The organism is Pseudomonas sp. (genome assembly GCF_002796985.1).
Lineage (GTDB): Bacteria > Pseudomonadota > Gammaproteobacteria > Pseudomonadales > Pseudomonadaceae > Pseudomonas.
Genome location: NZ_PEKX01000007.1, coordinates 1,169,791 through 1,196,381, shown reverse-complemented (window position 1 = coordinate 1,196,381; position 26,591 = coordinate 1,169,791). Strand labels below are relative to the sequence as shown.

At 65.3% G+C, this 26,591-nt stretch carries 22 protein-coding genes; 10 read left to right on the top strand and 12 right to left on the bottom strand.

Annotated elements, in window-relative coordinates:
* Positions 1-125: 125 nt before the first annotated feature.
* From CTR55_RS11325 to CTR55_RS11290, 8 genes are all read left to right on the top strand, one after another.
* Positions 126-1,925, top strand: coding sequence for an acyclic terpene utilization AtuA family protein (locus tag CTR55_RS11325; protein ID WP_296286149.1), 1,800 nt, complete (start codon positions 126-128; stop codon positions 1,923-1,925).
* Between the two features lie 182 nt (positions 1,926-2,107).
* Positions 2,108-2,983, top strand: coding sequence for an SDR family oxidoreductase (locus CTR55_RS11320; protein WP_296286148.1), 876 nt, complete (start codon positions 2,108-2,110; stop codon positions 2,981-2,983).
* Positions 2,984-2,986: 3 nt separating this feature from the next.
* A complete protein-coding gene (atuC, locus tag CTR55_RS11315; RefSeq protein ID WP_296286146.1) occupies positions 2,987-4,603 on the top strand; it encodes a geranyl-CoA carboxylase subunit beta in 1,617 nt (538 codons plus the stop codon).
* 104 nt (positions 4,604-4,707) lie between these two features.
* Positions 4,708-5,868 carry a citronellyl-CoA dehydrogenase gene (gene atuD, locus CTR55_RS11310; protein WP_296286145.1) on the top strand — a complete coding sequence of 387 codons (1,161 nt, stop codon included), beginning with the start codon at positions 4,708-4,710 and terminating at the stop codon, positions 5,866-5,868.
* A gap of 127 nt (positions 5,869-5,995) precedes the next feature.
* Positions 5,996-6,793: an isohexenylglutaconyl-CoA hydratase gene (gene atuE, locus CTR55_RS11305; protein ID WP_296286144.1), complete on the top strand. Its 798-nt coding sequence runs from the start codon at positions 5,996-5,998 to the stop codon at positions 6,791-6,793.
* 68 nt (positions 6,794-6,861) lie between these two features.
* The gene (gene atuF / locus CTR55_RS11300) at positions 6,862-8,853 is read left to right on the top strand and encodes a geranyl-CoA carboxylase subunit apha (protein WP_296286143.1); all 1,992 of its coding nucleotides are present in this window, start codon (positions 6,862-6,864) and stop codon (positions 8,851-8,853) included.
* A gap of 146 nt (positions 8,854-8,999) precedes the next feature.
* Complete coding sequence (locus CTR55_RS11295; protein ID WP_296286142.1) at positions 9,000-9,821, top strand: NAD(P)-dependent oxidoreductase; 822 nt, start codon at positions 9,000-9,002, stop codon at positions 9,819-9,821.
* A gap of 232 nt (positions 9,822-10,053) precedes the next feature.
* The gene (locus tag CTR55_RS11290) at positions 10,054-11,871 is read left to right on the top strand and encodes a long-chain-acyl-CoA synthetase (RefSeq protein WP_296286141.1); all 1,818 of its coding nucleotides are present in this window, start codon (positions 10,054-10,056) and stop codon (positions 11,869-11,871) included.
* Between the two features lie 210 nt (positions 11,872-12,081).
* On the opposite strand, the gene CTR55_RS11285 is transcribed toward CTR55_RS11290, so the two are convergent.
* The 9 genes from CTR55_RS11285 to CTR55_RS11245 all read right to left on the bottom strand — a co-directional run bounded on the left by CTR55_RS11285 (position 12,082) and on the right by CTR55_RS11245 (position 20,287).
* Positions 12,082-12,627: a hypothetical protein gene (locus tag CTR55_RS11285; RefSeq protein ID WP_296286139.1), complete on the bottom strand. Its 546-nt coding sequence runs from the start codon at positions 12,625-12,627 to the stop codon at positions 12,082-12,084.
* A 127-nt stretch (positions 12,628-12,754) separates the two neighbouring features.
* Positions 12,755-13,486 carry a hypothetical protein gene (locus tag CTR55_RS11280; protein WP_296286137.1) on the bottom strand — a complete coding sequence of 244 codons (732 nt, stop codon included), beginning with the start codon at positions 13,484-13,486 and terminating at the stop codon, positions 12,755-12,757.
* Positions 13,483-14,076, bottom strand: a complete 594-nt coding sequence (locus CTR55_RS11275) for an RNA polymerase sigma factor (RefSeq protein WP_296286136.1) — start codon at positions 14,074-14,076, stop codon at positions 13,483-13,485. Before CTR55_RS11275 ends, CTR55_RS11280 begins: the two co-directional genes overlap by 4 nt.
* Before the next feature lies 1 nt (position 14,077).
* On the bottom strand, positions 14,078-15,814 hold the full coding sequence (locus tag CTR55_RS11270) for a VWA domain-containing protein (protein ID WP_296286135.1): 1,737 nt from the start codon (positions 15,812-15,814) through the stop codon (positions 14,078-14,080).
* A gap of 147 nt (positions 15,815-15,961) precedes the next feature.
* The gene (locus CTR55_RS11265) at positions 15,962-17,401 is read right to left on the bottom strand and encodes a PLP-dependent aminotransferase family protein (protein WP_296286134.1); all 1,440 of its coding nucleotides are present in this window, start codon (positions 17,399-17,401) and stop codon (positions 15,962-15,964) included.
* 105 nt (positions 17,402-17,506) lie between these two features.
* A complete protein-coding gene (locus CTR55_RS11260; RefSeq protein ID WP_296286133.1) occupies positions 17,507-18,142 on the bottom strand; it encodes a response regulator transcription factor in 636 nt (211 codons plus the stop codon).
* Between the two features lie 153 nt (positions 18,143-18,295).
* A complete protein-coding gene (locus tag CTR55_RS11255; protein WP_296286132.1) occupies positions 18,296-19,108 on the bottom strand; it encodes an OmpA family protein in 813 nt (270 codons plus the stop codon).
* Positions 19,105-19,464: a DUF4398 domain-containing protein gene (locus CTR55_RS11250; protein WP_296286131.1), complete on the bottom strand. Its 360-nt coding sequence runs from the start codon at positions 19,462-19,464 to the stop codon at positions 19,105-19,107. The genes CTR55_RS11255 and CTR55_RS11250 overlap by 4 nt, the downstream gene beginning before the upstream one ends.
* A gap of 13 nt (positions 19,465-19,477) precedes the next feature.
* Positions 19,478-20,287 carry a transporter substrate-binding domain-containing protein gene (locus tag CTR55_RS11245; protein WP_296286522.1) on the bottom strand — a complete coding sequence of 270 codons (810 nt, stop codon included), beginning with the start codon at positions 20,285-20,287 and terminating at the stop codon, positions 19,478-19,480.
* A 115-nt stretch (positions 20,288-20,402) separates the two neighbouring features.
* Here CTR55_RS11245 and CTR55_RS11240 point away from each other — a divergent pair, with 115 nt between their 5' ends.
* Positions 20,403-21,350, top strand: coding sequence for an alpha/beta hydrolase (locus CTR55_RS11240; protein ID WP_296286130.1), 948 nt, complete (start codon positions 20,403-20,405; stop codon positions 21,348-21,350).
* 55 nt (positions 21,351-21,405) lie between these two features.
* Here CTR55_RS11240 and fabV read toward each other — a convergent pair whose 3' ends face one another.
* The 3 genes from fabV to CTR55_RS11225 form a co-directional block, all read right to left on the bottom strand.
* Positions 21,406-22,602, bottom strand: coding sequence for an enoyl-ACP reductase FabV (gene fabV / locus CTR55_RS11235; protein WP_296286129.1), 1,197 nt, complete (start codon positions 22,600-22,602; stop codon positions 21,406-21,408).
* 215 nt (positions 22,603-22,817) lie between these two features.
* Positions 22,818-23,747, bottom strand: coding sequence for an FAD-binding protein (locus CTR55_RS11230; protein ID WP_296286128.1), 930 nt, complete (start codon positions 23,745-23,747; stop codon positions 22,818-22,820).
* Entirely contained in the window at positions 23,747-24,496 is a 750-nt protein-coding gene (locus tag CTR55_RS11225) for an electron transfer flavoprotein subunit beta/FixA family protein (protein WP_026078867.1), read from the bottom strand. Before CTR55_RS11225 ends, CTR55_RS11230 begins: the two co-directional genes overlap by 1 nt.
* 323 nt (positions 24,497-24,819) lie before the next feature.
* Between CTR55_RS11225 and CTR55_RS11220 the strand changes: the two genes are divergently transcribed.
* Entirely contained in the window at positions 24,820-26,493 is a 1,674-nt protein-coding gene (locus CTR55_RS11220) for an electron transfer flavoprotein-ubiquinone oxidoreductase (protein ID WP_296286521.1), read from the top strand.
* Positions 26,494-26,591 lie beyond the last annotated feature (98 nt).

The following is a 26,591-nucleotide window of genomic DNA, read 5'->3' as shown; positions in this document are numbered from 1 at the left end:
CCCGCGAGCACCAACCAAGCAAGCGCTTGGCCATCCATTGGTTGGGGTTGTTGCTCCGCCGGGGCTTTTCAACCAAGCGCTTGCTTGGTAATGTCATCCCATCACTCAGCGTCACGGGCAGAACAATGACTAGAACCGTACGTATCGGCTGCGCCTCCGCCTTCTGGGGCGACACCTCCACCGCTGCCGCCCAACTGGTGCGCGGCGCGCAGATGGATTACCTGGTCTTCGACTACCTCGCCGAAGTCACCATGTCGATCATGGCCGGCGCCCGCCTGAAGAATCCCGAGGCAGGCTACGCCACCGACTTCATCGAAGTGATGACACCCCTGCTGGGCGACATCGCGGCGAAGCAGGTGCGCGTGATCAGCAACGCCGGCGGCGTGAACCCGCAGGCTTGCGCCAGCGCCCTGGCCGCCGCCTGCGAGAAGGCTGGCGTGGCGCTGAAGATCGCCGTGGTGCACGGCGACAACCTGCAACCGCGCCTCGGCGAGCTGGCCAAGGCCGGCATCCGCGAGATGTTCTCAGGCGCACCGATGCCGCCCATGTGCGTGTCGGTCAACGCCTACCTCGGCGCCCCCGGCATAGTCGAAGCGCTGAAGGCCGGTGCCGACATCGTGATCACCGGCCGCGTGGTGGACAGCGCAGTGGTCAGCGCCGCCCTGGTCCACGAATTCGGCTGGGCCTGGAGCGACTACGACAAGCTGGCCCAGGCCGCGCTGGCCGGGCACATCATCGAGTGCGGCGCGCAGTGCACCGGCGGCAACTTCACCGACTGGGAAAGCGTGCCGGACTACGAGCACATCGGCTTCCCCCTCGTCGAAGTACAGGCCAGCGGCGACTTCGTGGTGACCAAGCCGCAAGGCACCGGCGGGCTGGTGACACCGCTGTCGGTGGGCGAGCAGATGCTCTACGAGATCGGTGACCCGCGCGCCTATCTGCTGCCCGATGTGGTCTGCGATTTCACCCATGTGCAACTCACCCAGGTAGGCGACAACCGCGTGGAAATCAGCGGCGCACGCGGCCTTCCGCCCACCGGGCAATACAAGGTCAGCGCCACCTACCCGGACGGCTTCCGCTGCACCGCCAGTTGCCTGATCGCCGGCATCGACGCAGTGAAGAAGGCCGAGCGGGTCAGCCAGGCGATCATCGCCAAGACCGAGGAAATCCTCATGGAACGCGGCTGGGGCCCGTACCGTGAGGTGAGCGTCGAACTGCTCGGCAGCGAGTCCACCTACGGCCCGCACGGGCGCCGCAGCGACAACCGCGAGATCGTGGTGAAGCTCGCCGTGCGCCACAGCCGCAAGGAAGCCCTGGTGCTGTTCTCCCGCGAGATCGCCCAGGCCGCCACCGGCATGGCGCCGGGCCTGACCGGCATCGTCGGCGGCCGCCCCACCGTTTACCCGGTGATCCGCCTGTTCTCCTTCCTGATCGACAAGCACCACTGCGAGTTGGCCGTGGACATCGATGGCCAGCGCCAGATCGCCGCCCTGCCCGCCCTCGATGCCTTCGACCCCGCCGCGCTGGCCGACGACATTCCCGTACCGGCCGCCAGCGGCCCGGCCCTGGCCAGCGTGCCTCTGGTCAAGCTGGCCGTGGCGCGCTCCGGCGACAAGGGCAACCACAGCAACATCGGCGTAATGGCGCGCAAGCCCGAGTACCTGCCGTGGATCGCCGAGGCATTGAGCGAAGGCGCGGTGGCCGAGTGGATGCAGCACGTGCTTGACCCGCAACTGGGCCGCGTCAGCCGCTGGCACCTGCCGGGCAGCCACAGCCTGAACTTCCTGCTGGAAAACGCCCTGGGCGGCGGCGGCGTCGCCAGCCTGCGCATCGACCCGCAGGGCAAGGCCTTCGCCCAGCAACTGCTGGAATTCCCGGTGTCGGTGCCGCAACACATCGCCGATGAATTGAACTCGCGCCGATGAAGGCCCCTCACCCTAACCCTCTCCCAAGGGGAGAGGGGACTGTTCGGCGCAGGGTGAAACCGTAGCATCAGCCGGCACGGACGGCCCCCTCTCCTAGGGGAGAGGGCTGGGGTGAGGGGAAATTGCTGGCACAGGAATTCCTCAAAACGCACATAGAACGATTGAGCAGGACGAAAACAACAATGAGCTACGACTCGATCTTCAAACCCGGCCTGTTCGACGGCCAGACCATCATCGTCACCGGCGGCGGCAGCGGCATCGGCCGTTGCACCGCCCACGAGCTGGCGGCCCTCGGCGCCCATGTGGTGCTGGTCGGGCGCAAGGCGGAAAAGCTGGAGAAGACCGCCGGCGAAATCATCGAGGACGGCGGCAGCGTCAGCTGGCACAGCTGCGACATCCGCGACGAGGAGGCGGTGAAGGCGCTGGTGGCGCAGGTCATCGCCGAGCGCGGGCCGATCCACCACCTGGTCAACAACGCCGGAGGCCAGTACCCCGCGCCGCTGGCCTCGATCAACCTGAAGGGCTTCGAGGCCGTGGTGCGCACCAACCTCGTGGGCGGCTTCCTGATGGCCCGCGAAGTGTTCAACCAGAGCCTGAGCAAGACCGGCGGCAGCATCGTCAACATGCTCGCCGACATGTGGGGCGGCATGCCCGGCATGGGCCACTCCGGTGCCGCCCGCGCCGGCATGGAAAACTTCACCAAGACCGCCGCCATCGAGTGGGGCCACGCCGGGGTGCGGGTCAACGCCGTGGCGCCGGGCTGGGTCGCCTCCAGCGGCATGGACACCTACGAAGGCGCGTTCAAGGCCGTGATCCCGACCCTGCGCGAACACGTGCCGCTCAAGCGCATCGGCACCGAGTCGGAAGTCTCCGCCGCCATCGTCTTTCTGCTCTCCCCCGGCGCCGCCTTCATCAGTGGCAACACCATCCGCATCGATGGCGCCGCCAGCCAGGGCAGCCGCGCTTTCCCGCTGGTGAAGGGCAAGCCGGGGCAGAGCCGCTCCTACAACGGCTTCCACCGCGCCTACCTGCCGGACGTCCTCAAGGATCAGGAGTAAGCGATGCCGGTCATCCAATCCGAACTCGACCCCCAGGGCGAAGACTTCGCCCGCAACCGCGAGGCCATGCTGGCCGCCGTGGCGAGCTTCCGCGAGGTTGAACAGAAGGTGCTGGACAAGGCCGCCGAGGCCAAACCCAAGTTCGACAAGCGCGGCCAGTTGCTGCCGCGCGAACGCCTGAACCTGCTGCTGGACGCCGGCGCGCCGTTCCTCGAACTGTCCTCGCTGGCCGGCTACAAACTGCATGACGACAAGGACGGCACCCAGGCCGGCGGCGGCATCATCTCCGGCATCGGCTACATCGCCGGCGTGCGCTGCCTGGTCACCGCCAGCAACAGCGCAATCAAGGGTGGCACCATCTCCCCCACCGGGCTGAAGAAGACCCTGCGCCTGCAGCAGATCGCCTTCGAGAACAAGCTGCCGGTGGTGGCGCTGACCGAGAGCGGCGGCGCCAACCTGAACTACGCGGCGGACATCTTCGTCGAGGGTGCACGCGGCTTCGCCAACCAGGCGCGCATGTCGGCGATGGGCATTCCACAGGTCACCGTGGTGCACGGCTCGTCCACCGCCGGCGGCGCCTACCAGCCGGGGCTGTCGGACTACGTGGTGGTGGTGCGCGGCAAGGCCAAGATGTTCCTCGCCGGCCCGCCGCTGCTCAAGGCCGCCACCGGCGAGATCGCCACCGATGAAGACCTCGGCGGCGCCGAGCTGCACGCCCAGGTCGCCGGCACCGCCGAGTACCTGGCCGAGAACGACGCCGACGGCGTGCGCCTGGCCCGCGAAATCCTCGCCGCGCTGCCATGGAATGCGCAGTTGCCGGCGCGCCCGAAGCAGGAATGGGACGCCCCGCTGCACCCGGCCGAGGAGTTGCTCGGCGTGGTCCCGGCCGATGCGAAGAAGCCCTATGACGTGCGCGAGATCGTCGCGCGCATCGCCGACGGCTCGCGCTTCCTCGACTTCAAGAACGAGTTCGACAGCCAGACCGTCTGCGGCCACCTGCACATCGAAGGCCACGCCTGCGGCCTGATCGGCAACAACGGCCCGATCACCCCGCAGGGCGCGGCCAAGGCGGCGCAGTTCATCCAGCTGTGCGAGCAGAGCAACACGCCGATTCTGTTCCTGCACAACACCACCGGCTTCATGGTCGGCACCGAGTCCGAGCGCCTGGGCGTGATCAAACACGGCTCGAAGATGATCCAGGCGGTGGCCAACGCCACGGTTCCCAAGCTCACCCTGGTGGTCGGCGGCTCCTACGGCGCCGGCAACTACGCCATGTGCGGCCGTGGGCTGGACCCGCGCTTCATCTTCGCCTGGCCCAACAGCCGCACCGCCGTGATGGGCGGCGCCCAGGCCGGCAAGGTGCTGCGCATCGTCACCGAGGAGAAGCACGCCAAGGAGGGCAAGGAGCCCGACCCGAAGATGCTCGATATGCTCGAACAGATGACCGCGCAGAAGCTCGACGCCCAGTCCACCGCGCTCTACGGCACGGCGAGCCTGTGGGACGACGGGCTGATCGACCCGCGCGACAGCCGCGCGCTGCTCGGCTACCTGCTGGACATCTGCGCGGAGGCGGCCGTGCGGCCGCTGAAGAACAACCGTTTCGGCGTTGCACGATTTTGACCGTAGGGCGCATGACGCCCCCGGCGTCATCTGCCAAGCCGGCGGATAAAGCGTTCCGCTTTATTCGCCCTACCTGACTTGAAAGATCCCACGGAGAACAAGAAATGATCTTCACCCAGGAACACGAAGAACTCCGCCGTACCGTGCGCAACTTCGTCGAGCGCGAGATCAACCCCTACGTCGACGAGTGGGAAAAGGCCGGTCGCTTCCCGATCCATGAGGTCTTCAAGAAGGCCGGCGACCTGGGCCTGCTGGGCATCTCCAAACCGGAGAAATTCGGCGGCATGGGCCTGGACTACAGCTACTCGGTGGTCGCCGCCGAAGAGTTCGGCACCATCCATTGCGGCGGCGTTCCCATGGCCCTCGGCGTGCAGACCGACATGTGCACCCCGGCCCTGGCGCGCTTCGGCTCCGACGAGCTGCGCGAGGAATTCCTCCGCCCGGCGATCGCCGGCGAGATGGTCGGCTGCATCGGCGTCTCCGAAGTCGGCGCCGGTTCCGACGTGGCCGGGCTGAAGACCACCGCGCGCAAGGATGGCGACGACTACATCATCAACGGCAGCAAGATGTGGATCACCAACTCGCCGTCCGCCGACTTCATCTGCCTGCTGGCCAACACCTCCGACGACAAGCCCCACGTCAACAAGTCGCTGATCATGGTGCCGATGAAGTCCAAGGGTATCAGCGTCAGCCCGCACCTGGACAAGCTCGGCATGCGCAGCTCGGAGACCGCCCAGGTGTTCTTCGACGACGTGCGCGTACCGCAGCGCAACCGCATCGGTGCCGAAGGTTCGGGCTTCATGATGCAGATGCTGCAGTTCCAGGAGGAACGCCTGTTCGGCGCCGCCAGCGGGATCAAGGGCATGGAGTACTGCGTCAACGCCACCATCGAGTACTGCAAGGAGCGCAAGACCTTCGGCCAGTCGCTGATCGACAACCAGGTCATCCACTTCCGCATGGCCGAGCTGATGACCGAGATCGAATGCCTGCGCGCGCTCACCTACCAGGCCACCGAGCAGTACATCCGGGGCAAGGACGTGACCCGCCTGGCCTCGATGGCCAAGCTCAAGGTCGGTCGCCTGTCCCGCGAGGTCACCGACGCCTGCCTGCAGTACTGGGGCGGCCAGGGCTTCATGTGGGAGAACCCGATTGCCCGCGCCTACCGCGACACCCGGCTGGTCTCCATCGGCGGCGGCGCGGACGAAATAATGCTGGGCATCATCTGCAAGCTGATGGGCACCCTGCCGGGCAAGAAGAAGGGCTGATGCCGCTTTTGTAGGAGCGAGCTTGCTCGCGAACCGCAAGGCACCTCGGCGCCAAGTGAAACTCCGTTCGCGAGCAAGCTCGCTCCTACAGAAAGCCTGCCGACACCGAATTGACGAGGATTCCGGCATGAGCCAATTGCCGAACTGCGAAACCCTGCTGCTGGAACGTGACGGCGGCGTGCTGCACGTCACCCTGAACCGCCCGGATAGCCGCAACGCCATGAGCCTGGCGATGGTCAGCGAGCTGCGCGCGGTGCTCGCTGCCGTGCGCGACGACCGCGGCGTACGTGCCATCGTCCTGCGTGGCGCCGGCGGGCACTTCTGCGCCGGCGGCGACATCAAGGACATGGCCGGCGCCCGCGCCGCCGGTCCCGATGCCTACGCCGCGCTGAACCGCGCTTTTGGCGGCCTGTTGGAAGAAGCCCAGGCGCAACCGCAAGTGCTGGTCGCCGTGCTGGAAGGCGCGGTGCTCGGCGGTGGCTTCGGCCTCGCCTGCGTCTCGGATATCGCCATCACGGCGGCGGACGCGCAATTCGGCCTGCCGGAAACCAGCCTCGGCATCCTGCCGGCGCAGATAGCGCCCTTCGTAGTGAAGCGCATCGGCCTGACCCAGGCACGCCGCCTGGCCCTCACCGCCGCCCGCTTCGACGGCCGCGAGGCATTGCGTCTGGGCCTGGTGCATCTGTGCGCGGACAGCGCCGAGAACCTCGCTGAACAACTGGTGCAAAGCCTGGAGCAAGTGCGCCGCTGCGCCCCCGGGGCCAACGCCGCCACCAAGGCGCTGCTGTTGGCCACCGAGAGCGAAGCCCTCGGCCCGTTGCTGGACGACGCCGCGCGCCAGTTCGCCGCCGCGGTGACCGGCGCGGAGGGCGCCGAAGGCACCATGGCCTTCGTACAGAAACGCAAACCGAACTGGGCGCAGTGACCCAACGCGCGCACCGAACAACCCCCTCTCCCTTCAGGGAGAGGGCTGGGGAGAGGGAAACAGCCACCATGCCCAGCTTCGACAAGATCCTGATTGCCAACCGTGGCGAGATCGCCTGCCGGGTGATCCGCACCGCCCATGACCTGGGCTACCGCACCGTGGCCGTGTACAGCGAGGCCGACGCCAACGCCCGCCATGTGCAACTGGCCGACGAAGCCGTGTGCATCGGCCCGGCGCCGGTGGGCCAGTCCTACCTGAAGCCGGAAGCAATTCTCGATGCGGCGAAACGCACCGGCGCCGGCGCCATCCACCCCGGCTACGGCTTCCTTTCGGAGAACGCTGACTTTGCCCGTTCCTGCGAAGCTGCCGGCATCGTCTTCATCGGCCCAGGTGTGGAAGCCATCCACCTGATGGGCAGCAAGCGCCTGTCGAAGATCGCCATGCTCGAAGCGGGCGTGCCCTGCATCCCCGGTTACGAAGGCGCGGAGCAGGACGACGCCACCCTCACCCGCGAAGCGCAGCGCATCGGCTACCCGCTGATGATCAAGGCCAGCGCCGGCGGAGGCGGGCGCGGCATGCGCCTGGTGACCCGCAGCGAAGACCTCGCCGAACAGCTGCGCACCGCGCGCTCGGAAGCGCAGAACGCCTTCGGCAGCGGCGAGCTGATCCTGGAGAAAGCCGTGGTGCAGCCGCGCCACGTGGAAATCCAGGTGTTCGGCGACAGTCACGGCCACATCGTTTATCTCGGCGAGCGCGACTGCTCGGTGCAGCGCCGCCACCAGAAGGTGATCGAGGAAGCGCCCTGCCCCGTACTCAGCGAGGAGCTGCGCGCGGCCATGGGCGAGGCCGCGGTGAAGGCCGCCGCCTCGGTGAACTACCTGGGCGCCGGCACCGTGGAGTTCCTGCTGGACGCCAGCGGCGCCTTCTACTTCCTGGAAATGAACACCCGCCTGCAGGTGGAGCACCCGGTCACCGAACTGGTCACCGGCCAGGACCTGGTGGCCTGGCAGATCCGCGTCGCCGAAGGCCACCCGTTGCCCCTGAAGCAGGAAGAAATCCAGCTCAAGGGCCACGCCATCGAAGTGCGCCTGTACGCCGAGGATGCCGGTAACGGCTTCCTTCCGCAGACCGGCCAGGTACTGCGCTGGAGCCCGCCGCAGCTGGACGGGATCCGCATCGACCACGGCCTGCGCGAAGGCCAGCCGGTGACGCCGTTCTACGACCCGATGCTGGCCAAGGTCATCGCCTACGGCGCTACCCGCGACGAGGCTCGGCGCAAGCTGGTGCGCGCCGTGGAAGACTGCGTACTGCTGGGCGTGACCGGCAACCAGCGCTTCCTCGCCAACCTGCTCAAGCACCCGGACTTCGCCGCAGGCAAGGCCACCACAGCGTTCATCGGCGAGCAGTTTGCCGGCGACCCGAGCCTGGCCCCGCGCCAGCCGCAAGCGCTGGAACTGGCCTGCGCCGCCGCCCTGCTCTACCAGGCCTCGGCCAGCGACCGCGCGCACCAGCCCGGCCTTTCCGGCTGGCGCAGCGCGGGCAGCGCACCGTGGCGCTTCACGCTCAAGCATGGCGAGGAGAAATTCGTCGTCGAACTGCAAGTCCGCGAGCACGGCAGCCAGCCGGCATTGCTGGCGCGCATCGGTGACACCGAGATCGCCCTGCGCCTGCTCGGCGAAGACAACGGCGATGCCATCCTCGAAGCCGACGGCATCCGCCGCCGCCTGCCCTTCCACCGCGACGGCGCAAGCCTGTGGCTGTATGGCGCGGACGGCAACCTGGAGCTGCTCGACGTCACCCACGAACCGGCCGGCGCCGCCGCAGGCGCGGGCTCCGGCACAGTGAAGGCGCCGATGGATGGCGCCATCGTCGACGTACTGGTGGCCGAGGGTACGCGGGTCAGCAAGGGCCAACTGCTGCTGGTGCTGGAAGCGATGAAGATGGAGCACCCGCTCAAGGCCGGCGTCGACGGCATCATCCGTCGCGTGCAGGTGAGCAAGGGCGAGCAGGTGAAATCCCGGCAGTTGCTGGTGGAGGTCGAGGCGCTGGAGTCCGCCTGAAACGCTTTTCGCTTTTCGCTTTTCGCTTTTCGTAGGAGCGAGCTTGCTCGCGAACAATCCCCGCTGCGAGGGCGGGTTCGCGAGCAAGCTCGCTCCTACAGTTCCCATCCGTCAGAACAAGACAACAAGAACACGGAGCCCCAACCATGTCCCTCAAAGGCAAAACCCTCTTCATCACCGGCGCCAGCCGTGGCATCGGCCGCGAGATCGCTCTGCGCGCCGCCCGCGACGGCGCCAACATCGTCATCGCCGCCAAGAGCGCCGAACCGCACCCGAAACTCGAAGGCACCATCTTCAGCGTCGCTGCGGAAGTCGAGGCCGCGGGCGGCAAGGCGCTGGCCCTGCAACTGGACGTGCGCGACGAGAACGCCGTACGTGAGGCCATGGCTCGCGCCGCCGAGCACTTCGGCGGGATCGACGCGGTGGTGAACAACGCCGGCGCCATCAAGCTGGTCGGTGTGGAGCGCCTGGAGCCCAAGCGCTTCGACCTGATGTACCAGATCAACACCCGCGCGGTGATGGTCTGCAGCCAGGCTGCGCTGCCCTACCTGAAAGAAAGCAAGGGCCACATCCTCAGCCTGTCGCCGCCAATCAACCTGGCCGGCAAGTGGTTCGCCCAGCACGGCCCCTACACCGTCACCAAGTACGGCATGAGCATGCTCACTCTGGGTATGCACGAGGAGTTCAAGCGCTACGGCATCAGCGTCAACGCCCTGTGGCCGAAGACCATGATCGCCACTGCCGCCATCGAGTTCGAACTGGGCAGCCGCGACGCCTTCAAGCGCGCGCGCACCCCGGCGATCATGGCCGATGCGGCTTACGCGATCCTCGCCAGCACGGAGCGCAGTATCAGCGGGCGCCTGCTGATCGACGAGGACATCCTGCGCGAACAGGGCCAGAGCGACTTCGAGCAATACCGCTTCGACCCGCAGGGCGGCAGCCTGATCCCGGACCTGTTCCTCGACTGACCGCTCGCCCCCTCACGGACTCCCGCCCCGGGAGTCCGTTTACCATTCGACACAATCCCCGCCTGGCCGACCCGCCATCCCCTCCTAGACTGCGATGAACGCTCTGCCGGCCAGTTTGCCGATCTGCCCGGCCGCACGCGCGCCGGGGCCATAGCCTCCCGCCGGGGGCCGACCTAGAGTCGCGCTGGAGCGTCTGCACGCCAGACAACAATGACAATAAGGGCACGCGTCAATGAGCCACGCCGACATCATCACCCCGACCCGCTTCCTCGCCCACCTGCCGGCTACTCTCGGCCGCGTGCCGCGCATGCTGCGCGGGCTGTATTACACCGGCATCCGCAACCGCGAGAAGAACCTCTCCCTGGGCTGGGCCCTGGAGCGTGCCGCGCGCCTCTACCCGGACAGCCCGGCGCTGATCGATGAACGCCGGCGCCTGTCCTACGCCCTCTTCAACGGCTGGGCCAACCGCCTGGCGCGGGCCTTCCAGGCCGAAGGCGTGGGCCACGCCAGCGTGGTCGCGGTGATGCTGGAAAACCGCGCCGAACTGATGGTGGTGCTCGCCGCCCTGGCCAAGCTCGGCGCCATCGGTGCGCTGGTCAACACCACCCAGCGCGGCCAGGTGCTCAGCCACAGCCTGAACCTGGTCAAGCCCAGCCACTTCGTGGTCGGCGAGGAACTGCGCGAAGCCTTCGAGGACGTCCGCCCGGCGCTGGAGAACAGCGGCGGTCGCTGCTACTGGATCGCCGACAGCGACGAATCGGCACCCGCGCCCATCGGCTGGCAGAGCCTGATGCGCCTGGCCCAGGAGCAGGACTCGAACAACCTGGCCGAGACCGCGCAGGTGCGCCTGAAGGACGCCTGCTTCTACATCTACACCTCCGGCACCACCGGCCTGCCAAAAGCCTCGATCATGAGCCACGGCAAGTGGATCAAGGCCTATGGCGGCTTCGGCCATTCCGGGCTCGCGCTGACCAACAGCGATGTGCTCTACCTGACCCTGCCCTGCTACCACAACAATGCCGTGACCGTCTGCTGGAGCGCCGTGCTGGCTGGCGGCGCCGCCATTGCCCTGCGCCGCAAGTTCTCCGCCAGCGCCTTCTGGAAGGACGTGCAGGCCTATCAGGCAACCTGCTTCGGCTACATCGGCGAACTCTGCCGCTACCTGCTCAACCAGCCCGAATGCGCGGAGGAGCGCGGCAACAGCCTGACGAGCATGATCGGCAACGGCCTGCGCCCGTCGATCTGGAACGAGTTCAAGGAGCGCTTCGGCATCGAGCGGATCACCGAGTTCTATGCCTCCAGCGAAGGCAACATCGGCTTTACCAACGTGTTCAACTTCGACAATACGGTGGGCTTCTCGCCGGCAACCTACGCAATCGTTCGCTATGACCTGGAGAACGACCAGCCGGTGCGTGGCGCCAAGGGCTTCATGGAAAAGGTCGACAAGGGCGAAGCCGGCCTGCTGATCAGCGAGATCAGCGACAAGTGGCCATTCGACGGCTACACCGACCCGGCCAAGAGCGAGGCGGTGATCTACCGCAACGTGTTCAAGGAAGGCGACACCTGGTTCAACACCGGCGACCTGATGCGCGACATCGGTTTCAAGCACACCCAGTTCGTCGACCGCCTGGGCGACACCTTCCGCTGGAAGGGCGAAAACGTCTCCACCACCGAGGTGGAAAACGCCCTGGGCGCCTTCCCCGGCGTGGAGGACGCGGTGGTCTACGGCGTGGAGATTCCCGGCACCAACGGTCGCTGCGGCATGGCCGCACTGCGCCTGGCCGACGGCGCCAGCCTGGACACCGCGCTGCTGGCGGCACACCTGGATCGCGAACTGCCGGCCTACGCCGTGCCGCTGTTCCTGCGCCTGCTGGCCCAGGTGGAGACCACCGGGACCTTCAAGTACAAGAAGACCGACCTCAAGCGCAACGCCTACGACCCGGCAGCCGTCACCGAGGCACTGTTCGTGCGGCTACCCGGTGAGGCGAAGTATCGGACGCTGGATGGGGCGCTGTTCGAGGCGATTCGCGGCGGCGTGCACCGCTTCTGAGTTGGTCCATGGCGCTTACAGCCGCTCACGGTTGCAGGCCATTGCGCCAGAGCTTTCTGCCGGAGCGCGCCATGCGCACGATCGCGACGTGGCCCGCTACCTGAAGTCAAATGCCAGGGCCTGCCCTCTCCCTTCAGGGAGAGGGCTGGGGTGCGGGGAGGCGCTGGCACAGTTATCCCAGAAGAAGACAGTTGCTCCTGCATGGGGAGCTCAGTTGCGGAACTGAAACAGCACCTCGGCGCCGCGGATATCCGAGTGCCAGCTGTCGTCATTGGATTCGCGCTCGTTGGGCTCGCGTGAGATCAGCCGCCCCCCCACCTCGAACGGACTCTGCCCGGCCTTCTCACCGAACATCTGCGGCAGGATCGGCTTGTCTTCCAGCTCGGTCACCGGCTTGTCCGTGTCCATCTGGTGGGTAAAGTCCCTGGGCAGGCGCAGGTCGAGCTTCACCGGTGGTAGCGGATGCTTGACGATCGGGTCGACCGGCTTCTTCACCTGCGCTGGCGTCTTCGAGGGCGCCTTGGCCTCGGGCTTGACGGAGGCCTCGACGGCGGGCGCCTTGGGCGACGCGACGGCCTTGGCCGCGGCGGGCTTGGCTTCCGACTCGCGCGGCTGCTCGGCGGACGGCTGGGGCGCGGGCACACTGGCCGGTGCAGGGGCAGAAACTGGCGCGGCAGCCTTGTCCTTGTGCTCGTCGCCACAGGCGGCGAGCAGCAGAGACAGACTGGCAAAAACGAGAATTCGGATTGTCTTCATGGAGCGGACCGTCAGAAAAACCGCGCAATGCTGGCGCGAGATGCGTGGCAGAGCAATAGGTTTGCCATGACAAACCGTTACGACGGATCAGTCTGACAGGCACAGCCTGAACTCGGCCTGTCATTGATCAATCGGATATGTCAGGCAACTCCTTTAACGCCTGGTCGATATCCAGGTCCGGGAAGCGCTGACGGAGGCTCTCGCGCACCCGCTCAGCCGCCTCCTTCTGCCCCTTTTCCTGCAAGTCACGCAGGTGCAGCAGACTGGCGCGCGGCTCGGCGCTTGCGAGCGAATCCTCCGCGAGCGCCTGCAGCTTGCCCTGAGCTTGCGCAGCAGGCTGTGCCTTGGCGTCGGCAAGTTCACGGTGCGAGGCCTGGGCTTTGGCCTTAGCCGCCTCTACAGCCAGTTTCTTGCTCATCGGCGCAGGCTTGGCCAGCTCTTCCACCGAAGCCCCCGCGGTGGCACTGTCCATCTGCGGCGCGGCCATGCTCGGCTCCGCCGCATAGGGTGCGGCAGCCGGAGCGGCCGGCGGCGCCATGGCCGGAGCGGGAGCCGGCGAGCGCATCATCGCCGGAGCGACTGGCGCATCGAAGCGATTGGGCGCCTCCTCGTAGGTACGCAGCGTCAGACTCAGGCCGATGCCCAGGGTCGCCAATCCGGCCACAGCAACACCCCAACGCTGGCGGCTGCCAGCGCCCAGCAGCCAGTGGTGCAGGCGCTGGGCGAAACTCGGTTTTTTCTCCTCCACGGCAGCGCGGGCGGCGGCCAGGATGCGCGCGTCCAGCTGCTCCGACGGCTGCTCAGCGCTGTGCCGGCGGTAGTGCTCGAGCAGTTCCTGCTCGTGCGGGTCGCGGTTCATGGGTTCACCTCCTGGGTCTGCGCCGGGTCCGACAGCAATCGACGCAATTTCTGCATCGCATAGCGAAGACGGCTCTTCACCGTTTCGGCCGGAGTCTTCGTCAGCTCGGCAATTTCGTTCAGCTCCAGATCACCGTGGGCGCGCAGCAGGAACACTTCGCGCTGCTCCTGTGGCAAGGACTCCAGCGCGCCCTGCAGGCGCTGCTGATCACGAGCGAGGCTCAGCTCGCGCTCAGGGTCGATGCTCTCGCCGGCCAGCGCCTCGCCGTGCAACTGCTCGTCGAAGCTTTCCTGGCGGCCCTGGTGGCGACCCAGCTTGCGCCAGTGGTCGATCAGGCGGTTGCGGCCGATCTGGTACAGCCAGGTCTTGAAGCTGGCCGCGCCCAGCGGCTGGCTGTCGCTGCGGATCAGGCTCAGCCAGGTTTCCTGGAACACTTCCTCGGCCTGGGCATTGTCGCCGCACAGGCCGCAGAGGAAGCGGAACAGGCCGAGGCGATGGCGAGCGTAGAGCTCACCGAAGGCCTCGGCGTCGCCTTGTCGGTAGCGCCGCAGCAGCGCGGCGTCACTGTCGTCCGTGAGGGGTTTGTTCAAATCACTCGATCCGTGCCTGTTCGGGTACCGGGGTCTGCAGGCTCTGCGCCAGCTCGGCGAGCTGGACGAACTCGGCGCGCAGGCCGAAGCGATCCTCGCCTCGCGCGGCGCGAGCCAGCTGCACAGTATCGCCGATGTCGAAGCCGCCGGTGTAGCGCCCGCCTTCCAGTTGCTGGGCAAAGGCCGCGACGGCGGCGGCGAAGCGCAGGTCGTCGCTGGCCTGGGCGATGTTCGCGCGCTGCTCGGCGGCACGAATCGGCCGTTCGATCAGCTGGCTGGCGCCACCCTGCGGGCCTTTGTAGCGCAGGCGCAGCAGGGCCAGCTCGTCTCCCTTGGCGTCAGTCTTCGCCGCCCCGTTCTGGTAGCGCAGCGGTTCCAGCCAACCCTTGCCGCCGGCCGGGACAATCTCGTAGAGCGCGGTGACGGTATGCCCAGCACCGATCTCGCCGGCGTCCACCTTGTCGTTGCTGAAGTCCTCGCGCTTGAGGGCGCGGTTCTCATAGCCCAGCAGGCGATACTCGCTGACTTGAGCCGGGTTGAATTCGAGCTGGATCTTCACATCCTTCGCCACCACCGCCAGGGTCGAGCTGAGCTGGTCCACCAGTACCTTGCGCGCTTCGCGCAGGTTGTCGATGTACGCGTAGTTGCCATCGCCAGCGTCGGCCAACTGCTCCATGAGCTGCTCGTTGTAGTTGTCCACGCCGTAACCGAGGGTGGTCAGCGAGACGCCGCTACGGCGTTTCTCGGCAGCCATCTGCTTGAGCGTCTCGAAGTCACTGATGCCGACGTTGAAGTCGCCGTCGGTGGCCAGCAGGATGCGGTTGATGCCTTTGGCCAGGTAGCCCTTCTGCGCCATCCGGTAGGCCAGCTCGATGCCCGAGGCGCCGGCCGTGGAGCCGCCGGCCTGGAGCTGCTCGATGGCGCTGCGGATGGTTGCCTTGTCGCGCCCGGAGGTCGGTTCCAGCACCACTCGCGACTCACCGGCATAGACCACCAGAGAGACCTTGTCCTGGTCGCGCAACTGGTCCACCAACAACTTCAGCGTGCTCTTCACCAGCGGTAGGCCCTCGCGGCGGTCCATGGAACCGGAGACATCCACCAGGAATACCAGGTTGGCCGGCGGCAACTCGGCAACACTGCGGTCCGAGGCCTTGATGCCGACGCGCAGCAGGCGGGTGTTAGGGTTCCACGGCGTCGGCGCCAGCTCGGTGGTGATGCCGAAGGGCGAGTCACCCTCGCCAGCCTGCGCGTATTCGTAGGGGAAGTAGTTGACCATCTCCTCCAGGCGGACCGCGCCCTTGGGTGGCAAGCGCCCTTCGTTGAGGATGCGCCGGACATTGGCGTAGCTACCGGTATCCACGTCGACGCTGAAGGTCGACACCGGTTCCTGGGCGACGGCGTGGACCGGGTTGTCCGGCAGGCTCTGGTACTGCTCGCGGGGCACATCCACGTAGCCGGGTTGCTGCAGGTCCGCCATGGGCGCGGGAGCGATGCTGGCGATAGGAGCCTGTGCTACATAGCCGGCGGAGCGCTGCAGCTTGGCGCTTTCCTCCCTCATCTGTACCGGTGGTGGGCTGGCAGGCTTGGCCAGCGGCTCGACCTGAGCCGCGGCGTCCTGGGCGGCAGCCTTCTGCTTCGGCTCGCCCTCTCGGGAGATACCACAGCCGGCGACGGCGATCAGCAGACCGATGGCAAAGCCCTGGGCGGCAGGGCGGAGGAAATGAACGGGTAGCGACATGGCGGCAGCCTCGTGGAGGGATTCAACTCCTCAGACGAGGCGGAGCGGGGAAACGGGTTAAGGCGGTTCGGACTGTAGCGCTCGGGCAGGAACTGTCGCGGGCATGGCCCGCTCCGTTGCAGGAGTGAGCCATGCCCGCAACAACGGTCACGCCGCGATCAGTTCCTCCTGGCACAGCTGGCAGGCCAGCATGCCGAGGGTCATGATCGCCCGCTCCGCTTCGCGATCCCATGGGATGCCGCAGGTCAGGCGCAGGCAGTTGTTGAACTGCTCCGTATTACTGAAGATAAGCCCCGGCGCGATGCTGATGCCCTGCTCCAGCGCGCGCACGTGCAGCTCCTTGGTGTTCACCTTGGCCGGCAGGCTGACCCAGAGGATGAAGCCGCCCTTGGGCCGGGTCATCTGCGTGCCTTCGGGGAAGTACTGTTGCACCGCCAGTTGGTAGGCGGTCATGTTCTTGCGGTACTCCTGGCGGATGTAGCGCAGGTGCCGGTCGTAGCCACCGTTCTCCAAGTACGCCGCCACGCCCATCTGGGTGACGGTGCAAGCCGAATGCGTGGTGAAGGTCTGCAACCGACGGATCTCCTCCTGATAACGCTCGGTGATGATCCAGCCGATGCGCACGCCGGGGGAAATCGTCTTGGAGAAGCTCGAGCAGTACACCACCCGGCCATCACGATCGTGAGCCTTGAGCGCCTTGGTCTGGCCCTGGTCGAACATCAGCTCGCCATAGATATCGTCTTCGATCACCCCGATGTTGTGCTCGCCGGTAAGTTTGAGCAGCGCCTTCTGGCGGTCTTCCGGGATGGTGCCGCCCAGCGGGTTGCTCAGGCGCGCGGTCAGCACCAGCGCCTTGATCGGCCACTGGTTGGCGGCCAGTTGCAGGGCTTCCAGGCTGATACCAGTGAGCGGGTCGCTGGGGATCTCGATGACCTTGAGGCCGAGGATGTCGGCCAATTGCAGCAGGCCGTAGTAGCTCGGCGATTCGGTGGCGATCAGGTCACCGGGGCGGGTCATCACGCGCAAGGCCATGTGGATGGCATCCACGCAGCCATGGGTGATGGTCACCTGGGTCGGGTCGACCACCACGCCGGCGTCGCGCATGCGGATCGCCACCTGGCGACGCAGCGGCTCGTAGCCGGGGCTGAACATGTAGCTGAAGGCACGCGGGCTGGAGAAGCGGGTGACCTTGGCCAACTGCTGGTGCAGCGCGCGGACCGGGAGGTAATCCACATGCGGCACCGCGGCGCCCAGCGGGAACACGCCTTCGCGACGCGCCTCGGCGAGCACCTGGTTGATGATGCTGCTGCGGGTGACCAGGCCGGGCCGCTCGACGCGGGCGATATCCGGGGTCGAGGCGGTCAGCGCCGGCGTGCGATGCACGTAGAAGCCCGATTGCGGGCGAGCGCGGATCAGGCCCTGGTCTTCAAGGGTGGCGTAAGCCTGCAGCACCGTGGCATGGCTGACGTTGAGCTGGGTGCTCAACTTGCGCACGGACGGCACACGCTCACCCGGCTGGTAGACACCCCGACGGATGTCTTCCGCCAGTTGCTGGGCGATGCGCTGGTATAGAAGCAGACTGGACATGACGGCCATCCTCGGTCATTGAACCGAAACAGTAGCCAAAAAGTGAAAACTGTTCCAGAACAGTCTTCAGTATTCCGTCCGATACAGTTGCACCGCCCTGCCCGCTCAGATCTCCCCGAGCCAGTCCAGCAACCCTGCCACCACCAGTTGCGCGTCGGTGGTCAGGCCGAGCTTCTGCATGGCGTTGCGCTTGTGGGTGCTGATGGTCGAGACGCTGCGGTTGGTGCGCTCGGCGATCTCGCCAACCGTGGTGCCGTGGGCGAGGCGACGGATGATGTCGATCTCGGTCGGGCTCAGCGGCTTGCCGGTGTGCCGTGGCGGTCGCAGCATCGGGTCGATGTAAGTCTCGCCCTTGCGAATGCGCGCGAAGGCATCGTCCAGCAGGCTCAACGGGTTGCGTTTGCAGACGTAGCCCACGGCACCGCACTTCACCGCAGCGCTCGCCAGCAACGGCGCGCCCATGACCGAGTAGACCAGCACCGGCACATCCGGATGGTGGCGCTGCAGCCACTCGATCAGGTGCACGCCGTCACGCCCGCGGGCACCGGGCAGCGCCAGCTCGACGATGGCCAGATCAACCTCGGGATGGGCAGTCAGGACGTCCAGCAGGCTGTCGGTATCGCTGACGAAGGCTTTCACCTGCGCCAGTTCGCGCTCTAGCAGATAGCGTTCCAGGCCCCAACCGATCATCGGTTGCGGGTCCGCCACGATTACGTTCAAAAGCTTCTTTTCGGATGACATCAGGTTCTCTCGTTTACAGCTCCCCTGAGGGGGAATAGTCGCACCCGGCTATTTTCGCCAAGCTACGACTCGAAAGATTTCGAGATCACCCTAACGAAAAACCCCGGCATCGAGAATTCCGGGGCTTCCTGTGTCGGCGTATTGCCTGAAGGCTCAGCGTTCAGCGCCGAGCTGGCCCTTCTCGTCGGAGAAGACGATCTCCACCCGGCGGTTCTGCGCGCGCCCAAGCGACGAGGCGTTGTCCGAGACCGGATAGGCCTCGCCGTAGCCCTGCACCTGCACGCGCTTACTGTCCACGCCCAGGTCGGTCAGGGCGTCCGACACGGACTGCGCACGGTTCCTGGAGAGTTGCAGATTCTGCTCGCGGTCGCCCTCGGCGTCGGTGTAGCCCTCGATGCGAATCACCCGGCGCGGGTTGAGCTGGAGGAACTGCACCACCTTGAGCACGGTACGGTTGGCCGAGGGCTTGAGATCCGCCTCGCCACTGTCGAACAGCACGTCCCCGAGCGTCAGCACCAAGCCACGCTCGGTTTCGTTGGTCGCCAGGCTGACCATCTGCTGTTCCAGCCACTTGTTCTGCTCCTGCACGTTGAGCAGGCGCGCTTCGCGCATCGCCAGTTGCAGGCGCTCGCGCTCCAGCTGCTGCTTGGCCAGGCGCTCCTGGTTCACCGCCAGGTTGCTGTGCTCGCGGGCAATCTCGCTGTAGCGCTGGCTGAGGTAGGAGTACTGCAGCACGTCATCGCTGCTGCCCCAGTAGTTGGACAGCCGCTCGGCCCGGGCCAGGGACTCGCCGGCGCGGATCACGTCCTTGGGCGCGCTGCGCAGCACCGCGGAATCCTCCTTCACGGCCTGGAATTGGCTCCGCGCCTGCTCCAGGGACTTTTCGCTCAGTTGACTGTTGGCGCAGCCCGCCAGAGTGATAACGGAGCCCAGCGCCGCGAAACGCAACAGTTGCAGCGAAGTCATTGCACTTCTCCCAACTGTTTGCGCAGACGATTGATGCTCTTGCCCTGCTCGGCCAACTGATCCGCGCTCTTGCGCGTCAGTTCCTTGGCCTCGGCCAGGCGGGCGTCGAGTTCAGCCTGCTCGGCGAGTTGCCGCGCCTTCTTGTTCGACCCCACCGCCAGGGCGCCCTTGGCGGCCTGGTACTTGTCCTCGGCGAGCTTGAACTCGGCCACGTCATCGGTCGCGCCCACAGCCTTGGCCTGTTCCAGCGCCTGTTCGGTGAGGCGCATCTGCTCGTGGGGTGCCGGGTCGTTCGTCGTGCAGCCGGCCACTGCAAACAAAGCCAGGCCGGCGACCATCATCCGTCGATTGATCACGAAATCTATTGTCCTACTCGGTGGGAGTGCTGGCAGGCTGCAGTTGCTGGGCCTTCCAGCGGGCCAGGTTGTCCTGCAGCAGGCGCTGCGGGACTCCGGCGGCCGTCAATTCTGTCATTTTTTTTGCCAGTTGTCCGCGCAGCCACGGGTCATTGCAGGCCGAGTTGTGCGCCACGGTCAGGTACAGACCTTCGCTGGAGATGGGCGGCTCCAGCGGTTGCAGGTCGTCGGCCATGCCGAGGGTATCGGCGACCGCCAGGCCGGGATAGTGCTCGTAGATCACATAATCCGAGCGCTTGAGCAGCAGCTTCTGGAACGCCTGGGTCAAACTGGGCACCTCTTCCAGCGTCAGTTCCTGCTTGGCAAAAGTATCGAAGTCCGGACCGAAGCTGTTGTTCACCAGGGTGCCGCCCTTCAGGCCGCGCAGGTCGTCACGACCGGTGTAAGGCGTGGTGGCGTCCTTGCGCATCCACACCACGTTGTCGGTGGTGAGGAAGGCGGGGTGTACGTAGTCCATGGTTTCCAGCCGCGGCGGCGTGAGGAAGGCACCGGCGATCAGATCGACTCGCCCCAGTCGTGCCTCTTCCTGCGCACGCGCCCAGGAGCCGGTGTAGATCACCCGAATGTTGACCCCGATGGACTTGCCGATCTGTTCCAGCAGGTCGGCGTTGGTGCCGATCAGGCGCTCCGGCTGCGCCGGGTCACGCCACAGGTAGGGCGGGTATTCCGGGTTGCCGGTGGCCACCAGGCGCTCGCACTTGCCGGCGGCAAAACCGGCCAGGGGCATGGAGAAAGTCACCAGCAACAGTGCCGCACGGAGCATCGTGGAGCAATCAGGCATCGATAGTCTCGCTCGCCAGAAGAAAGAACGGCCATGCTTAGAGCCGCAAAATGCTAGCGTAAAGCACACCGACCTGATTTGGTAATAAGGACTTCTCATGAAGAAAGCCCTTCTGGCCCTTCTCCTGGCGATAGCCGTCGCCGCTGGCGTGCTCTACGCCTTCCCCTCCACCCTGCTGGCGACCGCGCAGTACGTCGAAAGCGCCCGCGCCCGGCTGTCCACCAACAGCCTGCAGGTCGACGACCTGAACATCACCTATTACGAGGGCGGCCCGGAAAAAGCCCAGACCATCCTGCTGGTCCACGGCTTCGGCGCCGACAAGAGCAACTGGCCGCGCTTCGCCCGCTTCCTGACCCAGGACTATCACGTCATCGCCGTCGACCTGCCGGGCTTCGGTGACAGCAGCAAGCCCGCGAACATCAGCTACGACGTCGGCACCCAGGCGGAGCGCCTGGCCGATTTCATGCGTGAGCTGGGCATCGGCCGCTTCCACGTGGTCGGCAATTCCATGGGCGGGCACATCGCCGCGCTGCTGGCTGCGCGGCATCCGCAGGAAGTGCTGTCGGTCGGCCTGTTCGACAATGCCGGAGTGACGGCGCCGCACCCGAGCGAGCTGTTCGAACGCCTCAAGAACGGCGACAACCCGCTGGTGCTGCGATCGGTGACTGACTTCCCTGCCCTGCTCGACTTCGTCTTCGTACAGAAGCCGCCGCTGCCATCGCGGCTGCAGGACTACCTGGCCGAACGTTCGCTGGAGCGCAGCGCGTTCAACGGCATGGTCTTCCAGCAGCTACGTGAGCGCTATATCCCGCTGGAGCCAGAACTGCCGAAGATCACCGCACCGACCCTGCTGCTGTGGGGCGATCGCGACCGCTTGCTGGATGTTTCCAGCATCGACGTGATGAAGCCGCTGCTGAAGAAACCCAGCGTGGCCATCCTGCGCGATTGCGGCCACGTACCGATGATCGAGCGCCCGGAAGAGACTGCCCGCCTGTATCTGGACTTCCTGAAGCAGAACCACGCGCCCGTCACGGCAGCGAACTGACCCTCCCCTGAAAACAGAAACGGCGCCCAAGGGCGCCGTTTCTGCTTCTACGAACTCAGAGCTGGATCAGATTCGGAATCTGTACGTCCGGATTGACGTCCTGCTCGTAGTCCACGCCGGCAATTTCGAAGCCGAACAGGCGCAGGAATTCGGACTTGTAGCCAGTGAAATCAGTCAGCTGGTACAGGTTCTCGTTGGTCACCTTGTCCCACAGATCCTTCACCTGGTTCTGCACTTCGGGTTGCAGTTCCTTGTAGTCGGCGCGCAGGCGGCCATCGGCGTCCAGATGCGGCTCGGCGCCGTACAGGCTCTCACGGAACAGGCCGTCGACCTGCTCGATGCAGCCTTCGTGGGTACCCTGCTCCTTCATCACCTTGAACAGCAGCGACAGGTACAGCGGCATCATCGGGATGGCCGAACTGGCCTGGGTGACCACAGCCTTCAGCACCGAAACACGGGCGTCGCCACCGGTAGCGGCCAGTTTCTCGCGAATGCCCAGGACCTTCTGGTCCAGGTCCTTCTTGGCGGCGCCGATGGAGCCGTTCCAGTACAGATCGTGGGTGATCTCTTCGCCCAGGTAAGTGAAGGCGGTGGTCTTGGCGCCGTCGGCCAGCACACCGGCTTCCTGCAGGGCGTCGATCCACATCTGCCAGTCTTCACCGCCCATTACGGCTACGGTGTTGGCAATTTCCTCAGGCGTCGCCGGCTCCATCACGCTTTCCTTGATCACTTCCTTGTCGGTGTCCAGACCACGGAAGTTGACAGCCTTGCCCACCGGCTTGAGCACGGAGTTGAAGACCTCACCGGTCTTCGGATGGGTACGGCGCGGTGCGGCCAGGCTGTAGACGACCAGGTCGACCTTGCCCAGGTCCTGCTTGATGGTGTCGATGGTGACTTTCTTCACTTCATCGGAGAAGGCGTCGCCGTTGATGCTGCGCGCATACAGGCCCTTGGCCTTGGCGAACTTCTCGAAGGCAGCGGAGTTGTACCAGCCGGCGGTGCCCGCCTTGGTCTCGCTGCCGGGGCGCTCGAAGAACACGCCCAGGGTGTCGGCACCTGCGCCAAAGGCAGCACTGATGCGCGCAGCCAGGCCGTAGCCGGTGGAGGAACCGATGACCAGGACCTTCTTCGGACCGTTGGCGATGGGGCCGTGCGCCTCGACGTACTCGATCTGTTCCTTGACGTTGGCTTCACAGCCGGTCGGGTGGGTAGTGACGCAGATGAAGCCACGCACGCGCGGTTTGATGATCATGAAAACCTCGGTAGCCAGGTGTCGATTGAACACATTCAGGAACTGGAGACGTCGCGCATTGTAGATGAGACACCTTCGCCGGTGGACTTCTCGGCAAAGATTCGTGACCAATGGGTCATCGGCGCAGAAAGACGCTCATTTCCCGAGAAAAATCAGGGACTTGAAATGAAAGAACCCGCCACAGGGGGCGGGTTCCTTCAGCAAGCGGATCGGGCTCAGATGGCCTTTTCCAGCTCCGGTACAGCTTCGAACAGGTCGGCGACCAGGCCGTAGTCGGCGACCTGGAAGATCGGCGCCTCTTCGTCCTTGTTGATCGCAACGATCACTTTCGAATCCTTCATGCCCGCCAGGTGCTGGATGGCGCCGGAGATACCAACGGCCACGTACAGCTGCGGAGCAACGATCTTGCCGGTCTGGCCGACCTGCATGTCGTTCGGCACGAAGCCGGCGTCAACGGCAGCGCGGGAAGCGCCGACGGCAGCGCCCAGCTTGTCAGCCAGGGAGTAGAGGATGCTGAAGTTGTCGCCATTGCCCATGCCACGGCCGCCGGAAACGACGATCTTGGCAGCGGTCAGTTCCGGACGGTCGGACTTGGCCAGTTCTTCGCCCACGAAGGCGGACTTGCCGGCATCGGCCGGGCCGGAAACGGCTTCAACAGCGGCGGAACCACCTTCGGCAGCGACGGCGTCGAAGCCGGTGCCACGAACGGTGATGACCTTGATGGCAGCCGAGGACTGCACGGTAGCGATGGCGTTACCGGCATAGATCGGGCGCTTGAAGGTGTCGGCGCTGACGACGTCGATGATCTCGGAGATCTGGTCGACGTCCAGCAGGGCTGCGACGCGCGGCAGGAAGTTCTTGCCGTTGGTGGTGGCCGGGGCCAGCACGTGGCTGTAACCCTTGCCCAGCTCAGCGATCAGCGGAGCAACGTTCTCCGGCAGTTGGTGAGCGTAGGCGGCGTTGTCGGCGACCAGCACCTTGGCAACACCAGCGATCTTGGCAGCGGCTTCGGCCACGCCACCGACGTTCTGGCCAGCGACCAGAACAGCGATGTCACCACCGATCTTCTGCGCGGCAGCGACAGTGTTCAGAGTGGCAGCGCCCAGTGCGCCGTTGTTGTGCTCAGCGATTACCAGGATAGCCATCAGATTACTTTCGCCTCGTTCTTCAGTTTCTCGACCAGTTCGGCAACGGACTTGACCTTGATGCCAGCGCTGCGCGCAGCCGGAGCTTCGACTTTCACGGTCTTCACGGTGGAAGCGGTGGAAACGCCCAGGGCGTCCGGGGTCACCACGTCCAGCGGCTTCTTCTTCGCCTTCATGATGTTCGGCAGCGACGCATAGCGCGGCTCGTTCAGGCGCAGGTCGGTGGTGACGATTGCCGGCAGGTTCAGGGCAACGGTCTGCAGGCCGCCGTCGATTTCACGGGTGACGTTGACCTTGTCGCCAGCGACTTCGACCTTGGAGGCGAAGGTGCCCTGGGCGTAGCCGGTCAGCGCCGCCAGCATCTGGCCGGTCTGGTTGTTGTCGCTGTCGATGGCCTGCTTGCCGAGGATGACCAGCTGCGGCTGCTCTTTGTCGACGAGGGCTTTCAGCGACTTGGCGATGGCCAGGGAGCTCAGTTCTTCGTTGGTTTCAACCAGGATGGCGCGATCAGCACCCAGAGCCAGCGCGGTACGCAGTTGCTCCTGGGCAGCGGTCGGGCCGACGGAGACCGCAACGATCTCGGTGACGACGCCTTTCTCTTTCAGGCGCACGGCCTCTTCCACGGCGATTTCGCAGAAGGGGTTCATGGACATCTTGACGTTGGCGAGATCGACGCCGGAGTTGTCCGCCTTGACGCGGACCTTGACGTTATAGTCAACCACTCGTTTGACAGCTACAAGAACCTTCATGGATTCCTCGTTTTCTCCGGTGAATAGGAATGTCGCCAGACAGGCCTGGCCGGTAGTGCACGCCATCTGCGACTACATCCAGCGCAACGCGACCGCAAAACCGCAGGTATCTTGACCGCATCGACCGAGCGGGTCAATACACGAAAATACCCCTTCATAAGCCGCGGACCCCGATTCTATCAGGGCTACACGCGATTCAAACAAACGTTTGTATTGCGTTCGATAAAGGGTTTAGATATAGCAACAGGTCTAGCTATAATGCGCCCGCTCTTACTGGGTGGGGGCACGCCCATCCCAATACCTACAAAATACCCAGAGCCTTGATTCAGGAGAGATCGATAGTGGAACGCGAATTTATGGAATTCGACGTCGTCATCGTCGGCGCCGGCCCTGCCGGTCTGTCCGCCGCATGCCGACTGAAACAGAAGGCCGCCGACGCGGGTCAGGAAATCAGCGTCTGTGTGGTCGAGAAGGGTTCCGAAGTGGGCGCCCACATCCTCTCGGGCGCCGTGTTCGAGCCCCGCGCGCTGAACGAGCTGTTCCCCAACTGGAAGGAACTCGAAGCGCCGCTCAACACCCCCGTCAAGCGCGACGACATCTATGTGCTGAAGAGCCCGGAAGCGGCGGCCAAGGTGCCGAACCTGTTCGTGCCCAAGACCATGCACAACGAAGGCAACTACATCATCTCCCTGGGCAACCTGTGCCGCTGGCTCGCCCAGCAGGCCGAAGGCCTGGGCGTCGAGATCTATCCGGGCTTCGCCGCCCAGGAAGCGCTGATCGACGAGAATGGCGTGGTGCGCGGCATTGTCACCGGTGACCTGGGCGTCGATCGCGAAGGCAATCCGAAAGAGGGTTACTACACCCCGGGCATGGAACTGCGCGCCAAGTACACCCTGTTCGCCGAAGGCTGCCGTGGCCACATCGGTAAACAACTGATCAAGAAGTACAAGCTCGACAGCGAAGCCGACGCCCAGCACTACGGCATCGGCATCAAGGAAATCTGGGACATCGATCCGTCCAAGCACGAGCAGGGCCTGGTGGTACACACCGCCGGCTGGCCGCTGAACGACGACAACCCGGGCGGCTCCTTCCTTTATCACCTGGAGAACAACCAGGTGGTGGTCGGCCTGATCATCGACCTGTCCTACACCAACCCGCACCTGTCGCCGTTCGACGAGTTCCAGCGCTACAAGCACCACCCGGTGATCAAGCAGTACCTGGAAGGCGGCAAGCGCGTAGCCTACGGCGCTCGCGCCATCTGCAAGGGCGGCCTGAACTCGCTGCCGAAGATGGTCTTCCCGGGCGGTGCGCTGATCGGATGCGACCTCGGCACCCTGAACTTCGCCAAGATCAAGGGCAGCCACACCGCCATGAAGTCCGGCATGCTGGCCGCCGACTCCGTGGCAGAAGCCCTGTTCGCCGGCCGCGAAGGCGGCGACGTGCTGAACAACTACGTCGATGCCTTCAAGGGCAGCTGGCTGTACGACGAACTGTTCCGCAGCCGTAACTTCGGCGCGGCGATGCACAAGTTCGGCGCCATCGGCGGCGGTGCGTTCAACTTCATCGACCAGAACATCTTCGGCGGCAAGCTTCCGTTCACCCTGCACGATACGACGCCGGACTACGCGACCCTGAAGAAGGCCAGCGAAGCGCCGAAGATCGACTATCCGAAGCCAGACGGCAAACTCAGCTTCGACAAGCTGTCCTCGGTGTTCCTGTCGAACACCAACCACGAGGAAGACCAGCCGATCCACCTGAAGTTGACCGACCCGAACACCCCGATCGCGAAGAACCTGCCGCTCTACGACGAGCCTGCGCAGCGTTACTGCCCGGCCGGCGTGTACGAAGTGGTAAGCAACGACGACGGCAGCAAGCGCTTCCAGATCAACGCCCAGAACTGCGTGCACTGCAAGACCTGCGACATCAAGGACCCGGCCCAGAACATCACCTGGGTCGCCCCCGAGGGCACCGGCGGCCCGAACTACCCCAACATGTAAGCCGTTGGTGGTAACGAAAAAGGCTCCCTCGGGAGCCTTTTTTGCAAGTTCGAAAAAGTTGTAGCGAAGCCGGAATCGAACTACCGGCCGCGTTCAGA

What these genes read in the sequence shown, in the direction of transcription:
- CTR55_RS11325 (WP_296286149.1), top strand. Translation starts at nt 126, where the DNA reads ATGACTAGAACCGTACGTATCGGCTGCGCCTCCGCCTTCTGGGGCGAC.
- CTR55_RS11320 (WP_296286148.1), top strand. Translation starts at nt 2,108, where the DNA reads ATGAGCTACGACTCGATCTTCAAACCCGGCCTGTTCGACGGCCAGACC.
- atuC (WP_296286146.1), top strand. Translation starts at nt 2,987, where the DNA reads ATGCCGGTCATCCAATCCGAACTCGACCCCCAGGGCGAAGACTTCGCC.
- atuD (WP_296286145.1), top strand. Translation starts at nt 4,708, where the DNA reads ATGATCTTCACCCAGGAACACGAAGAACTCCGCCGTACCGTGCGCAAC.
- atuE (WP_296286144.1), top strand. Translation starts at nt 5,996, where the DNA reads ATGAGCCAATTGCCGAACTGCGAAACCCTGCTGCTGGAACGTGACGGC.
- atuF (WP_296286143.1), top strand. Translation starts at nt 6,862, where the DNA reads ATGCCCAGCTTCGACAAGATCCTGATTGCCAACCGTGGCGAGATCGCC.
- CTR55_RS11295 (WP_296286142.1), top strand. Translation starts at nt 9,000, where the DNA reads ATGTCCCTCAAAGGCAAAACCCTCTTCATCACCGGCGCCAGCCGTGGC.
- CTR55_RS11290 (WP_296286141.1), top strand. Translation starts at nt 10,054, where the DNA reads ATGAGCCACGCCGACATCATCACCCCGACCCGCTTCCTCGCCCACCTG.
- CTR55_RS11285 (WP_296286139.1), bottom strand. Translation starts at nt 12,627, where the DNA reads ATGAAGACAATCCGAATTCTCGTTTTTGCCAGTCTGTCTCTGCTGCTC.
- CTR55_RS11280 (WP_296286137.1), bottom strand. Translation starts at nt 13,486, where the DNA reads ATGAACCGCGACCCGCACGAGCAGGAACTGCTCGAGCACTACCGCCGG.
- CTR55_RS11270 (WP_296286135.1), bottom strand. Translation starts at nt 15,814, where the DNA reads ATGTCGCTACCCGTTCATTTCCTCCGCCCTGCCGCCCAGGGCTTTGCC.
- CTR55_RS11265 (WP_296286134.1), bottom strand. Translation starts at nt 17,401, where the DNA reads ATGTCCAGTCTGCTTCTATACCAGCGCATCGCCCAGCAACTGGCGGAA.
- CTR55_RS11260 (WP_296286133.1), bottom strand. Translation starts at nt 18,142, where the DNA reads ATGTCATCCGAAAAGAAGCTTTTGAACGTAATCGTGGCGGACCCGCAA.
- CTR55_RS11255 (WP_296286132.1), bottom strand. Translation starts at nt 19,108, where the DNA reads ATGACTTCGCTGCAACTGTTGCGTTTCGCGGCGCTGGGCTCCGTTATC.
- CTR55_RS11245 (WP_296286522.1), bottom strand. Translation starts at nt 20,287, where the DNA reads ATGCTCCGTGCGGCACTGTTGCTGGTGACTTTCTCCATGCCCCTGGCC.
- CTR55_RS11240 (WP_296286130.1), top strand. Translation starts at nt 20,403, where the DNA reads ATGAAGAAAGCCCTTCTGGCCCTTCTCCTGGCGATAGCCGTCGCCGCT.
- fabV (WP_296286129.1), bottom strand. Translation starts at nt 22,602, where the DNA reads ATGATCATCAAACCGCGCGTGCGTGGCTTCATCTGCGTCACTACCCAC.
- CTR55_RS11230 (WP_296286128.1), bottom strand. Translation starts at nt 23,747, where the DNA reads ATGGCTATCCTGGTAATCGCTGAGCACAACAACGGCGCACTGGGCGCT.
- CTR55_RS11225 (WP_026078867.1), bottom strand. Translation starts at nt 24,496, where the DNA reads ATGAAGGTTCTTGTAGCTGTCAAACGAGTGGTTGACTATAACGTCAAG.